At 68.0% G+C, this 12,209-nt stretch carries 13 protein-coding genes and 1 tRNA gene; 2 read left to right on the top strand and 12 right to left on the bottom strand.

The genetic code is table 11. The features are described from left to right. Positions 1-16 precede the first annotated feature (16 nt). The 9 genes from KRR38_RS22910 to KRR38_RS22870 are packed head-to-tail and all read right to left on the bottom strand — an operon-like array spanning position 17 to position 8,609. Positions 17-529, bottom strand: a complete 513-nt coding sequence (locus tag KRR38_RS22910; protein ID WP_217407421.1) for a GNAT family N-acetyltransferase — start codon at positions 527-529, stop codon at positions 17-19. Then, on the bottom strand, positions 526-1,434 hold the full coding sequence (gene bla, locus KRR38_RS22905) for a class A beta-lactamase (protein ID WP_217405793.1): 909 nt from the start codon (positions 1,432-1,434) through the stop codon (positions 526-528). The genes KRR38_RS22910 and bla overlap by 4 nt, the downstream gene beginning before the upstream one ends. 10 nt (positions 1,435-1,444) lie before the next feature. Continuing rightward, positions 1,445-2,377 carry an RDD family protein gene (locus KRR38_RS22900; protein WP_217405792.1) on the bottom strand — a complete coding sequence of 311 codons (933 nt, stop codon included), beginning with the start codon at positions 2,375-2,377 and terminating at the stop codon, positions 1,445-1,447. Beyond that, positions 2,374-3,408, bottom strand: a complete 1,035-nt coding sequence (locus KRR38_RS22895; RefSeq protein ID WP_217405791.1) for a stage II sporulation protein M — start codon at positions 3,406-3,408, stop codon at positions 2,374-2,376. The genes KRR38_RS22900 and KRR38_RS22895 overlap by 4 nt, the downstream gene beginning before the upstream one ends. After that, entirely contained in the window at positions 3,408-4,718 is a 1,311-nt protein-coding gene (locus KRR38_RS22890) for a DUF58 domain-containing protein (RefSeq protein WP_217405790.1), read from the bottom strand. The genes KRR38_RS22895 and KRR38_RS22890 overlap by 1 nt, the downstream gene beginning before the upstream one ends. 3 nt (positions 4,719-4,721) lie before the next feature. Then, complete coding sequence (locus KRR38_RS22885; protein ID WP_375293434.1) at positions 4,722-5,690, bottom strand: AAA family ATPase; 969 nt, start codon at positions 5,688-5,690, stop codon at positions 4,722-4,724. Further along, positions 5,687-6,994 (bottom strand): DUF4350 domain-containing protein, encoded by a 1,308-nt coding sequence (locus KRR38_RS22880; RefSeq protein WP_217405789.1) that lies wholly within the window; start codon positions 6,992-6,994, stop codon positions 5,687-5,689. Before KRR38_RS22880 ends, KRR38_RS22885 begins: the two co-directional genes overlap by 4 nt. Then, positions 6,991-7,674 carry a hypothetical protein gene (locus KRR38_RS22875; protein WP_217405788.1) on the bottom strand — a complete coding sequence of 228 codons (684 nt, stop codon included), beginning with the start codon at positions 7,672-7,674 and terminating at the stop codon, positions 6,991-6,993. The genes KRR38_RS22880 and KRR38_RS22875 overlap by 4 nt, the downstream gene beginning before the upstream one ends. A gap of 41 nt (positions 7,675-7,715) precedes the next feature. After that, entirely contained in the window at positions 7,716-8,609 is an 894-nt protein-coding gene (locus KRR38_RS22870; RefSeq protein WP_217405787.1) for a prephenate dehydratase, read from the bottom strand. A gap of 117 nt (positions 8,610-8,726) precedes the next feature. On the opposite strand from KRR38_RS22870, the gene KRR38_RS22865 reads away from it, so the two are divergent. After that, positions 8,727-9,365 (top strand): cytochrome c family protein, encoded by a 639-nt coding sequence (locus tag KRR38_RS22865; RefSeq protein ID WP_217405786.1) that lies wholly within the window; start codon positions 8,727-8,729, stop codon positions 9,363-9,365. Positions 9,366-9,578: 213 nt separating this feature from the next. Here KRR38_RS22865 and KRR38_RS22860 read toward each other — a convergent pair whose 3' ends face one another. Continuing rightward, positions 9,579-10,238, bottom strand: a complete 660-nt coding sequence (locus KRR38_RS22860) for an RlmE family RNA methyltransferase (protein ID WP_217405785.1) — start codon at positions 10,236-10,238, stop codon at positions 9,579-9,581. Then, positions 10,235-11,467 carry a Ppx/GppA phosphatase family protein gene (locus KRR38_RS22855; protein ID WP_217405784.1) on the bottom strand — a complete coding sequence of 411 codons (1,233 nt, stop codon included), beginning with the start codon at positions 11,465-11,467 and terminating at the stop codon, positions 10,235-10,237. The genes KRR38_RS22860 and KRR38_RS22855 overlap by 4 nt, the downstream gene beginning before the upstream one ends. Before the next feature lie 132 nt (positions 11,468-11,599). On the opposite strand from KRR38_RS22855, the gene KRR38_RS22850 reads away from it, so the two are divergent. Then, positions 11,600-11,672, top strand: a tRNA-Gln gene (locus KRR38_RS22850). A 69-nt stretch (positions 11,673-11,741) separates the two neighbouring features. Here KRR38_RS22850 and KRR38_RS22845 read toward each other — a convergent pair. Further along, the gene (locus tag KRR38_RS22845) at positions 11,742-12,044 is read right to left on the bottom strand and encodes a DUF1153 domain-containing protein (protein WP_217405783.1); all 303 of its coding nucleotides are present in this window, start codon (positions 12,042-12,044) and stop codon (positions 11,742-11,744) included. Positions 12,045-12,209: the final 165 nt, after the last annotated feature.

Raw genomic sequence — 12,209 nt, 5'->3', positions numbered from 1 at the left:
GCCTACAGGCGCGCGGTTAGAGATTCAGGGCGAAGAGGAACTCCTCGTCGCACTGCTCGCCGACCCAGAACTCGATGTCGGCGACCTTGGCGAAGCCGTAGCGCGCGTAGAAGCGCTGCGCGTCGGTGTTGCCGCTCCAGACCGAGAGCTGGATTGCGTCGGCTCCGTAGGCGCGCGCCTCGGCCATGGCCCAGTCCATCAGCGCCGCGCCGATGCCTTTGCCGGTCAGGTCCGGGGCGGTGTAGAGTTGCTTGATCTCGATCGGCCGCGCGGCATCGTGGTGCTCGGCCAGACTGCTCGGGATCGCCAGCTTGCAATAGCCAGCCAGCGCCCCGTCGATCTCGGCCAGGCGATAGCGGCGCTCGGCGTGCGCGAGTTCTTGGGCGAGCGCATCGTGCGAATGGGTTTCATCGAGGAAAGCGGCGAGGTCCTCGGGCCTGTACATGTCGCCGAACTTCACGACGAAGCTATCGCTGCCGAGTGCCGACAGCGCGGGAATGTCAGCCGCGGTCGCGTCACGTAGAATCAGCTCGCCCATGCCACCGCCACCTCGCCCACTTGCTTCAACACCGCCTCATCCTCCGGCCTGGTCGTCTCCGTCGGCCCAGCCGTCTCGTAGTAAGCCGTCACTATCAGCGGCGCGCGGCCGTTCGGCGGATAGAGCACGGCGATATCGTTGATCCGGGTCGCCAAGTCCTTGTAGCTCGCCGTGCCGGTCTTGTCGCCGCTGCGCCAATCGCTAGGCAAGCCGGCACGGATGCGCCGCGCACCAGTGGCGGTGCGGCCCATCCAGTCGCCCAACCGAGCGCGGTCGGCGGACGCCAGCACGTCGCCCAGCAGAAAGCGGGCGACTCCTCGGGCCATCGCCTCGGGCGTGGTCGTGTCGCGCACCTCGCCGGGCGGCACCCGGTTGAGCTCCGACTCGAAGCGGTCGAGCCGGGAATCCTTGTCGCCAATCTCGCGCCAGAACCGAGTCAGGCCCGCGGGGCCGCCGAAACGCCGCAGCAGTAGATTGGCCGCGCAATTGTCGCTGTAGATCTGAGCCGCTTCGGCCAGTGCGGCGATCGACATCCTGCCTTCGTCGACGTGCTTCTCGGTTTCGGGCGAGTTGGAGAGCAGGTCGGCACGCGTGTAGGCGAGTTGTTCGTCCAGCCGTGCCCGCCCCGCCGCAGCCTCGCGCAGCGCCAGCGCGGCGAGGCTGAGCTTGAAGCTGGAGCACATGCCGAACCGGTCGATGCTGCGCCAGCCGGCGCCACGTCCGGAAGCCGTGTCGAGCACGTAGGCACCGAGCCGCCCGCCCGCGGTCTTCTCGATCGCTGCCAGCCGCGCCGTGGCGTCGATCCGCATGGCCGGCTTTTCCGGCTTGGCCTCGCTGCAACCCGGCAGCAGCAACGCCGCACCGGCGCCCAGAGCGAATTGGCGACGATCGATCATAGGAGCTTCATCATGCGAACTTGTCCGCCTTGCGCTTACCCATGCGCATGCCGGTCTCGAGCCGCTGGCGCAGCGCGCGGTAGTAGGCTTCGAGGAACGGCCGCGCGTCGCTGTGCCCGGCGGTCCAGCCGATCTTGATGCAGATCGCCTCATAGACCGCCTGCATGGCCTCGGGTCGGTTGTCGCGCAGCACGCGTTCGAGCATCTGCAACTCGTATTCGCCATAGACCGCTAGCTCGGCCTCGCCGAAGCGGTAGGCAGGCGCGGATTCGGCCGCCGGGCCGGCCCTGACCTGAGCCGCGGGCGCCACCGACATGGCGGCTTCCAGCTTGCGCTTGGGCGCCTCGACCACCCACGATCCCGCGATGACATCGCCCGCGCGCAGGCGGTCCTTGTTGAACAGCGGGAAGAGCATGAAGATCAGGAACCAGGCCGTTGCGGCGATCCCCGCCGCGCCCATGTCGCCGCCCTCGCTGCTGGCCGAGGCGATGAAGACCAGCGGGAGGAAAAGCTCGATATCGCGCAGCAGGTTGCGCGCGATGACCATTTCCGCGGAAAGGCGACCACCGTCGCGTGCGGCGATGCGGATGCCGGTGATCCGCTTGCCCGGCGTCGCACCGCGCGGGCCGAGTTCGAAGAACAGGAAATAGGCGTTGCGGAACAGGAAGATCGTAATGATCCAGATCACCGCGAGCGTTTCGAGCAGTTGCCCAAGCGGCCCCTTGTCGGTGACCGCCCCGCCCGTGATCGCGCCACCGGCGACCGACAGCAGGATCACCGTCGTCACCGTCATCAGCAGGCCGATGAAGAATAGGTCGAGGAACAGCGCACCCACCCGCGCGCCGCGGCTGGCGATGGTCAGCGGCAGGGCCACGCCCTCGGGCGTGATCATTACTCGCTCACGGCCCGCGGCGGGCAGTCTGGTCGAAGCGGCGACGTTCATGACGTGCCCGTCCCCTCCGCCTTGAAACGGAAGCCGAAGAAGTAGGCGAGCCAGAAGAACAACATGAAGGTACCGACCCCGAGCCGGCCGGGTGTGTTGTTGATCAGCTGGCGGCCGAAGCCTTCGAGCAGCGCGGCGACGATCAGCATCAGCACGACGCCCATCATCACCTGCGAGGCGCGTCGGCCGGCTTCGGCGGCGGCCTGCATGATCGGACGCTCGCCGGGAAAGGCCATCGATCGCCCAATGTGGAGTCCGGCGGCGCCGGCGAGCAGGATGGCGAAAAGCTCGGTCGTGCCGTGGATGGAAATCCAGGCGGCGAAGTCCAGCGTCAGCCCCGCCCCGTGATAGAGCCACAGCATCGCACCCAGCGTCGCAGTGTTCTGCACCAGCAGCATCAGCGAGGGCACGCCGAAGGCGAAGCCGAGCGCAAAGGCCATGATCGAGACCTGGGCGTTGTTGCCGAAGAGATAGGCGGCGAAGGCGGCCAGCGGCTCCTTGGTCTGGTCGTCGAACAGGGTCTTTAGCAGGACCTCGCGGCTCGCGCCTGGCGCGCGCGCGTCGGCGAACTGGCCGGGGACGAGCGAGTGGTACCACTCGGCATCGCCCGCGACGAGCAGCCAGCCGACCACGGTGCCCGCGACCATCACCGCCAGCGCGATCAGCAGGTCAAGCCAGATCGCCCGCACCGAAGCGCTGAGCCCGCCGCCGAGGAACCGCCGCAGCCACGAACCGAGCGAGGCGCGTGGGCCATAGACGATGAACCAGGCACGCTGGACAAGCGCTTCGAGATAGGCGAGCGTCGCCGCGTCGAGCGAAGTCTCGCGCGCGATCGACAAACTGGACGCCACCGTACGGTAGAGCACGGGCAAGGCCAGCACATCGTCGTCGGACAGCTTGCGCAGCCGGCCCTTCTCCATGCGCGTGACGATCTCGTCGAGCCGCTTCCAGTCGTCCTCACGCTCGAGCCGGAACCGGTCGGAGCGTAGCGCCGCAGCTTCGATGGCCGAGACAGCAGTTTGCGTCGCCATCAGCCGATCACCCCCGCACGCTTGATCGCCAGATAGGCGTCGATCAGCCGCGTGCCGATCTGGCTGTAGGGCGCCTCGACCACGTCGACGCCGAGTTGCTTCAACCGCCGCGTCACCAGCGCGCGCTGACGTAGCAACGAATCGGCGGTGACCGACATGGCCAGTGCCTGCATGTCGGCCGGATCGGCGACGGCAATGTCCTCCAGTTCCTCGTCGGCCATGGTCACGAACAGCACGACATGGCGCGAAACCAGCCGGCCGATCGATTCGATCATCAGCTCGGCGCTGGTCGGATCGGTGAAATCGCTGAACACGACGATCAGCGAGCGCCGCTGCAGCCGCCCGGCGAGCGTCGCCAGCGCCAGAGTGAAATTCGGTTCCTGCGCGTGATAGTCGAGGCCCGCTGCAGCGCTCTGCAGGCGGTGGAAATCGCGGCTGTCCATGACGAAAGGCGTCGAGACCACCGGCCGCGCGGCGAAGCCGAACAGTGCGACGCGGTCTCCGCCTTTCAGCGCGACGTAGGCCGTGGCGAGCGCCGCCGAGACCGCGCGGTCGATCCGCGGCATGCCGGCCAGCGGCTCGCACATCGTCTGCCCGCAGTCGAAGGCGAAGACGATCTGGTTGTTGCGCTCCGTCTCGAATTCCTTGGCATAGAGATGGACGTGGCGCGCCGAGCTCTTCCAGTCGATGCGGCGGCGGTCCATGCCGGGCTGATATTCGGTCAGCGCCTCGAACTGCGTGCCCTCGCCGCGGATGCGCCGGGCGATCAGGCCGAACTGCGCATCCTTGAGGAAGGCCTGCAAGGCGGGCGAGCGCACTTCGCCGATGTTGGGCCAGACGCGCACCGCCCGGTCGAGCGCGCGCGTATGCTGCCGCGCGCCGAGACCGAGCGGCCCCGCCCAGCGCAGCCAGAGCCGGCTCGCCAGGCCCGTGCCGCGGCGGCTGGGCGTGAAGGCGAAAGTGCCGTGCCAGTCCAGCTCGGCATGCAGAAGCGAGAAAGTCGCACGCCCGCCCGGCGCCAGCCGTGGATCGAGCGCAACGGCCGCATCGACGCGGCTGCGCTGGCCGGCGCCGAATTGCGCATGGGCGAGCAACTCGGTCTTGGCCCCAACCTCGACGTCGCGCGGCACGGTAAGCGCGATGTCGCGCAGCCTTCCGGCCATCAGCGCATCGGCCAGCACCAGGACCAGCACGGCACCGCCCAGCGCCGGCGCGATGATCCACGCCCCCGGCGCCGCGGCCGCGACCACAAGCGCGACCGGCGCCACCAGCGCGATGAGGATCGCGGCGCGGAGCGTGGGGACGATCATGGCCTAGCGGGGCGCCTCGGTCTGGCGGACCATATCCTCGACCAGCGCTTCGACCTGTTTGCCCTCGATCTCGGCGGCCGGGCTCAGCAGCAGGCGGTGGCGCAGCACTGCAGTGGCGAGCGTCTTGACGTCGTCGGGCACGACATAGTCGCGGCCTTCGAGCGCCGCCTTGGCCCGCGCGGCGCTGGCCAGCAGCACCGCAGCGCGCGGGCTCGCGCCGCTGGAAAGATCGGCGCTGTCACGCGTCGCACGAACCAGCCGGACGACATATTCGGTGACGCTTTCGGACAGCGTGACCTTGCTAACTGCCGCTGTCGCGGCATCGAGCGAGGCCGCATTGGCAACCGGAACGATGCCGAGCTCTGTCGGGCTGGGCAGTCCGCTGCGCTCGCCATAGCGCGAGACGATCCGCGTCTCCTCCTCGATGCTCGGATAGAGAATCAGCAGCTTGAACAGGAAGCGGTCGAGCTGCGCTTCGGGCAGCGGATAGACGCCCTGGCTTTCGATCGGGTTCTGCGTCGCCACGACCATGAAATGCGCCGGCAGCGCATGCGGCGTGCCGTCGAGCGTCACGCGGCGTTCCTGCATCGCTTCGAGCAGCGCTGCCTGGGTCTTGGGCGGAGTGCGGTTGATTTCGTCGGCAAGCAGCAGGTCACAGAAGATCGGCCCGCGCGTCAGGGTGAACTGGCTCGTCTGGAAGTTGAACAGGTTCGATCCGAGGATGTCGCCCGGCATCAGGTCGGGCGTGAACTGGATGCGGCCGAACTGCAGGCCGATGGCAGCGGCGAAGCTCTGCGCGAGGAAGGTCTTGGCCGTGCCTGGCGGACCTTCGAGCAGCACGTGCCCGCGCGCCAGCAGCGCCACCAGCATATGTTCGACGGTCTCGGCCTGGCCGACCACGGCCTTGGCAATCTCGCCGCGGATCGCGCCGGCGAGCGCGCCAACTTGGTCGAGAGTCATGGGTTCGCTCATCGGATCAAGGTCCTTTCCAGCGCGTGCAGGTCCTGCGCCGCCTTCATGATGTCATGGGGTGAATGGGCCGCGCGCAGCCGCGCGGCGATGTCGGAAAAGGGTGTAGCCTCAGGCGCCCGCGCCGCCAGCGCGCGGTCGATCGCAGCTTCGGTCGCGGCGATGTCGGCGAGCCGTGGCAGGGCCAGCGCCTGGACCAGCCGCTCGCGCGCGCGCGTCGCATAGGGCGTGGTGATCAGGTGGAGCCGGCGGCTGCGGCGGATCAGTCCCGCGGCGTTCGAAACCAGCGCCTGCTTGCCGAAAGCGATCGCGCGGACACCGGCGCGCGGCGGCCCGAAGCGTAGGAAGGCGCGCCAGCCAGTCGCGATCGCCGCCAGCAGCAGGCATAGCGTCGCCGCGAGGAACGGCGGGGTGAAAGCCAGGGTCAGCAGGTTGGGCGCGCGGGCGAAGCCGTTGAGCGTCAGGTCGAAATTGACCGTGCGATCGCTGCTCACGACGGCTGCATCGACGAGCCGTTCGGCCAGTTGCGCATTGGCCTGATTGGACATGCCGTAGTTGTCCAGCAGGTCCGGCTCGAACACCAGGATGACGGGATAGAGGGCGCCTTCGTTATCCGCGGCAGGCGGCCGCCGGATGGCAATATGCTCGAGGCCGGGATAGGCGCTGCCGTCGGCAACATAGGCGGCGAGTATCCGTCCGTCCTCACGGCCGACGACGAGCGGCACCAGCGACAGGCCGTTGCCCGCCTGGACCTGCCCCGCATTCGGCAGCGGCCCGGCCATCCCGTTGGCGAGCCAGCCTGCCGACTTGCCCCCGTTCATCGGCCCGATCCGGACCCCGACGTCATCGAGGAAGCCCTTCCACTCGGGCGGAGCAGTGCCGGCCAGGATGACCCAGCCCTTTTTGGCATTGGGGGTGCCGGACGGCGCGGGCATCGCGCTCCATTTGGGCGTAATGACCAGGGTCGGCCCCACCGAACGGCGCGCCTGGACGATCTTGTCGATCTCCTTGCCCTCGGCGCCGGCGGGAGGCGTAAGCACGAGCAGGCCCGGATCATCGAGCGCCGCCGGATCGCGCAGCCGCCGCACCGCGTAGCCGCGCTTCTCGACGAAACCAGCAAAAGCGGCGAAGCCGTTGAGCCCTTTGCCGCCGGCATGACCGCCACCGTTGTTGGTCGAACCGCCGGTCGCGCCTGCGCCGATCATGTAGAGCAGCGCGACGAAGACCAGCGCGCCGAACAGGACCAGCGCCAGCGCCGCGCGCGGCGAGAAGGGATTTGCCCCGCCGTCCGTAGCCGCTTCGCTCATGCCGCCTGGAACCGCTGGAGCGCGAAGTCCGCATAGGCGGCACGCGCCGCCTGCCAATCCGCCGCGTCGAGCTCGCGCAAGGCGAAGAGGCTCCGCTCGACCCGTGTGGCAATTGTCCCGAAGGCCTGCCGCGCCCGTTCGGACAGCATCGGCAGCACGGTGATTTCGCGCGCAGTGCTCGCCGGCTGCAGCCAGTCGGGCCGCGCAGCCGCGATATGATGGACGCTGCGCTGGAGCAGCAGGTGCGCCGCCTCGCCATAGCGGCCCTCGGCTGCGAGCCGGTCGGCATCCTCGAGCAGTGCCACCGCAGCGTTCCGGTCGGGGCTCCATTCGGGCTCTTCCTCGAGCTCCCGCGGGCGCCGGGCATCGAGCAGCGGCCGGATCACCCAGAACCACAGGATGGCAAGCACGACGAGGATACCCCCCGCGATGCCGATCACTTTCATCACCGGCCAGGACAAGCCGAGAAACTCACCGACCGGGCCGAAAATCTTGTTCAGCGCCCAGGAGAGCCACTCGGCCAGATCCTTGAGCCATTGGGGAAACTCGGGCGGCTTGGGCGGCTGGTACGGCGGCAGCGGGGCGTACTGGATGTCGCTGTCCCCGCGCAGCGCCTGCCAATCGCGCGCGGCGTCCTGCGCTGCCGTCGACCCCGCGATCTGTGCCCCTGCCGTCGTCACACACGCTTGGTGACATGCGGCCCAGCGAAGGGCAAGCGCACTTAGCCCCGCTTTCGAGCCTGCTGGTAAGTGCCGAGGATCCGCAAGTCCTTGCAGTGGAACGCCAGTTCCTCGATCGCGCGGTCGATCGCGGCATCGCCGGGGGCGCCTTCGATGTCGGCAAAGAAGGTCGTCGCCGCGAAGCTCGCGCCCTTCTGGTAGGACTCGAGCTTGGTCATGTTGACGCCGTTGGTGGCGAAGCCGCCGAGCGCCTTGTAGAGCGCCGCCGGGATGTTCTTCACCTCGAAGACGAACGTCGTCATCGCCTGCACGCCGTTGAGCTCGGCCGGATCGAGCGGCTTCTTCGCCAGCATGACGAAGCGCGTCGTGTTGTCGGCCGCATCCTCGACGTTCTGCTCGATGATCTTCAACCCATAGAGCTCGGCTGCCAGCGCCGGGGCGATGGCACAGGCCGCTGTATCGCCCTGCTCCTTGACGAAGGCCGCTGCCCCTGCGGTATCGGCATAGGACATCGGCACGATGCCGCGTTCGCGCAGGTAGTGGCGCGACTGACCGAGCGCTTGCGGGTGGCTATAGGCGGCAGCGAACGGTCCGTCCGTAAGCGCCATCAGGGCGTGTTGGATCGAAAGGAAATGCTCGCCGACGATATAGAGCTCGCTCTCGGGCAGCAGGAAATGGATGTCGGCGACGCGGCCGTGCTGCGAATTCTCGATCGGGATGATCGCCCGCGCGGCGCGGCCTTCCTTCACGGCGTCGAGCGCGTCCTCGAAGGCAAAGCACGGCAGCGGTAGGCAGCCCGGCGCATATTCGAGCGCGGCGCGGTGGCCGTTGCAGCCGGGCGCGCCCTGGAACGACACCGCCCGCGCGGGATCGGCGGCAGCGGCGTTCGTCATCTCGTCGACCAGGGCTACGGCGGGTTCGGGAAAGCTGTGCATAATAGAGCGGCCGCTTACGCACCTGCAGCGAATCCCGCAATGGCCCTTGCGCTCGCCACATCCGCTGACTAGAGCGGCGCCCAAACCGCAACAGGCACTTCCCACGGGGCTTTTTCAATGGACGATCGTTTCAACACCATTGCCGGCTGGGCACTTTTTTCGGGCATCGTCGCATTCGGCCTGTCGAGCCTGAGCAGCCACTACTTCGAGGCCGACAAGAACCACCCGCCCCACAAGATGGGCTACGAGATCGAAGGCGTGGTCAAGTCGGGCGAAGGCGGCAAGACCGAAGAGCCGATCGAGGCGCTGCTGGCCAAGGCCGATCCGGCCAAGGGCGAAGGCATTTCGAAGAAGTGCACCTCGTGCCACACTTTCAACCAGGGCGGTGCCAACGGCATCGGCCCGAACCTCTACGGCGTCGTCGGCGATCACATCGCCGAGGGCCGTGGCGGCTTCGCCTTCTCGGATGGACTGAAGAGCAAGGGCGGTACCTGGGACTTCGCCAGCCTCAACCAGTGGCTGCACAATCCCAAGGCCTTCGCGCCGGGCACCAAGATGACTTTCGCCGGCCTTTCGAGCGCCGAAGACCGCGCCAACCTGATCGCCTGGCTGAACACGCAGGGTTCGAACCTGCCGCTGCCCGCCGCTCCGGCCGCTGGCGCAGCACCCGCCGCCGCTGGCAAGGACGCTGCAGCCAAGCCCGCCGAGGGCACTGCCGCGGCAGCCGCTCCGGCCGCGGAAGCCGCCAAGAAGTAAGCTTCGGATGGCCAAACAAAAAGGGCGCCCCGCTACAAGGCGGGGCGCCCTTTTTGTTTGTACGGCGAATAGGCCTGCAAGGCACCACTCTGCCTCCCCGTCTCCCCTGCGAAGGCAGGCGTCTAGCTGACGCTGCGCTGACACCTTTCGCTTTTGCAGGCTCATCTAGACCCCTGCCTTCGCACGGAAGACGGGATTGAGATGGGGGGGCAGTTAGCCCTTGAACCCCTGGGCGATCACGTACCACTCGGAGGAATCCTTGCGGCTCGCCGGTGGCTTGGCGTGCTTGACCGTGGTGAAGTGCTTCTTGAGCAGTGCCAGCAGCTGCGTGTCGGTGCCGCCTGCCAGCACCTTGGCGACGAAGGCCCCGCCGGGTGCGAGGGTGGAGATGGCGAAGTCCGCAGCCGTCTCGACCAGGCCCATGGTGCGCAAATGGTCGGTCTGCTTGTGGCCCACCGTATTCGCCGCCATGTCCGACAGGACGAGGTCGGGCGCGCCTTCCAGCGCCTCTTCCAGCGCCGCCGGCGCCTCGTCGGCCATGAAGTCCATCTGGAAGATCGTCACGCCCTCGATCGGTTCGGTCGGCAGCAGGTCGATGCCCACGACCCTGGCCTTCGGGCTACGCTGGCGAACGATCTGGCTCCAGCCGCCCGGGGCGATGCCGAGGTCGACCGCGCGCGTCACGCCCTTGAGCAGGGCGAACTTGTCGTCCAGCTCGGCCAGCTTGTAAGCTGCGCGGCTGCGGTAGCCATCGGCCCTGGCCTTCTTGACATAGGGGTCGTTGATCTGCCGCGACAGCCAGCGCGCCGAACTGGCGGTGCGCTTCTTGGCAGTCTTGAGCCGCTCGCCCGGATCGCGTCCCGAGCGGCTCACGATGGATCGTGACGCAAGCGGCGCAGTTCTGCGCGCAGCTTCTCGCCTTGCCCGTTCGCCGCGATCAGGCTGCGCAGGATGCCCTCGCGAATGCCGCGGTCGGCGACGCCGAGCCGGTCGGCCGGCCAGATGTCGAGGATCGCCTCGAGGATCGCACAGCCCGCCACCACCAGGTCGGCACGCTCGCGGCCGATGCAGGGCAGCTCGCGGCGCTCAGCCATCGACATCGATGACAACCGCGTCGAGATCGCCCGCATCGAATCCGCCGGCACGATCAGGCCGTCGACCGCGCGGCGGTCGTATTGCGGCAGGTCAAGGTGGAGGCTGGCGAGCGTCGTCACCGTGCCGCTCGTGCCGAGCAAGCGCAGCGGGCCGCCAGCCGGCTCGGCCGCACGGACCCGCGCCGTGCGGTCGGCGAAGGGCGCGAAGCTGTCGCTGACCAGCTCGCGCATGCGGATATAGCGCGCGACGCGGTCGGCATGGCTCTCGCCTTCGGGGCCACAGGTTTCGGTCAGCGACACCACGCCCCAGGGTACCGATTGCCAGTCGAGGATGTGCGGCACCGGCTCCGTGCTGTCGATCAACACCAGTTCGGTCGAACCGCCGCCGATGTCGAAGATCATCGCCGGGCCGGCGCCGGGTTCCAGCAGAATATGGCAGCCCAGCACCGCGAGCCGTGCTTCCTCGCGCGCACTGATGATGTCGAGCGCGATGCCGGTCTCCTGCTTGACGCGCTCGATGAATTCGGCCCCGTTCTCGGCGCGGCGGCAGGCTTCGGTGGCGACCGAGCGGGCCAGTTGCACGGAGCGGCGACAGAGCTTGTCGGCGCAAACGTGCAACGCGGCCAACGCGCGGTCCATCGCCTCCTGGCTGAGCCGACCCGTCTGCGCCAGGCCCTCGCCCAGTCGCACGACACGGCTGAACGCGTCGATGACGATGAAGTTCTCGCCCGACGGCCGCGCGATAAGCAGCCGGCAGTTGTTGGTGCCGAGATCGATCGCCGCGTAGGCCTGTCGGGGATTGGGGGCCTGACGCCCGGCCTCGACACGCCGCTCCTCGCCGGAAGGCGAACGCTGCGGCTGTTCGTTCCTGGATGCCCCGCCGCCGGCCGGCCGTGAGGGCGAGACCGGGGGCACTGAATCGTTTACGTCGGCTTCACGCTCGTCCGGCGCCGGGCCCCTGTCGCCCGACACCTTGGCGCGCGCTGCCGGCGGAAGCTGTTCCGCCATGGTCAATGCACTCGTTATCGTTTTCCCGCCGAATGCGACGGGTACCTGACGTGATGCTAGCCGCAGTGCAGCAAAGGGGCAAGTGCAGCGTCTTGACGGCGCTCGACTCGGCGCCTAGAGGCACCCGCCTGTTGCCCCGTCGTCTAATGGTAAGACTACGGATTCTGATTCCGTCTATCGAGGTTCGATCCTCGCGGGGCATCCATTTTCTCACTCCCGCCCGTTATCGCCAGGCCGCCCGCTCAGACAGATTTGCCGGCCGTTGTGGGCGTCCTTACTGGTTGCGATATTGCTGAAGCTTGGTCACGCGCAGGCCGTGCCAGCCCCAGCGCTCGACCGCGCGCTGCCAGTCGAGCAGTTCCTCCAGATCGAGGCCATAGCGCTTGCAGGCCTCGCGCAGGGTCAGCAGGCCACCGTCGACCGCCGCCACGACCTCGGCCTTGCGGCGGACGTTCCAGCGGAGTCTGCCGGGCGTGGGCAAAGCCGCCAGAGTCAGCCTTTCGCCGCGGGGTCCGATGACCGACGCTGGAGCACTGGCGACCACGCAAATCTCGGTCGTGCTAGGGGCAAGCCACATGATGCACATTCCCTTTCTGACAGGGGTAAAATCGCCGATTCATGGTTAATTTCGCTTTACCCCAGCCAACGGGTCGGCTCACGCGGCGGGCACTTCACCCCCTCCCGGCTGGCGAGCACGATACCCGGATCGCCAAACCGCAGCGGAATCGCGGCGCAGTTCACG

Origin of the sequence: Novosphingobium sp. G106 (assembly GCF_019075875.1) — a bacterium.
Taxonomy (GTDB): Bacteria; Pseudomonadota; Alphaproteobacteria; order Sphingomonadales; family Sphingomonadaceae; genus Novosphingobium.
Note: the sequence above shows the minus strand (reverse complement) of the source record. Positions and strands in the feature narration are given on the sequence as shown.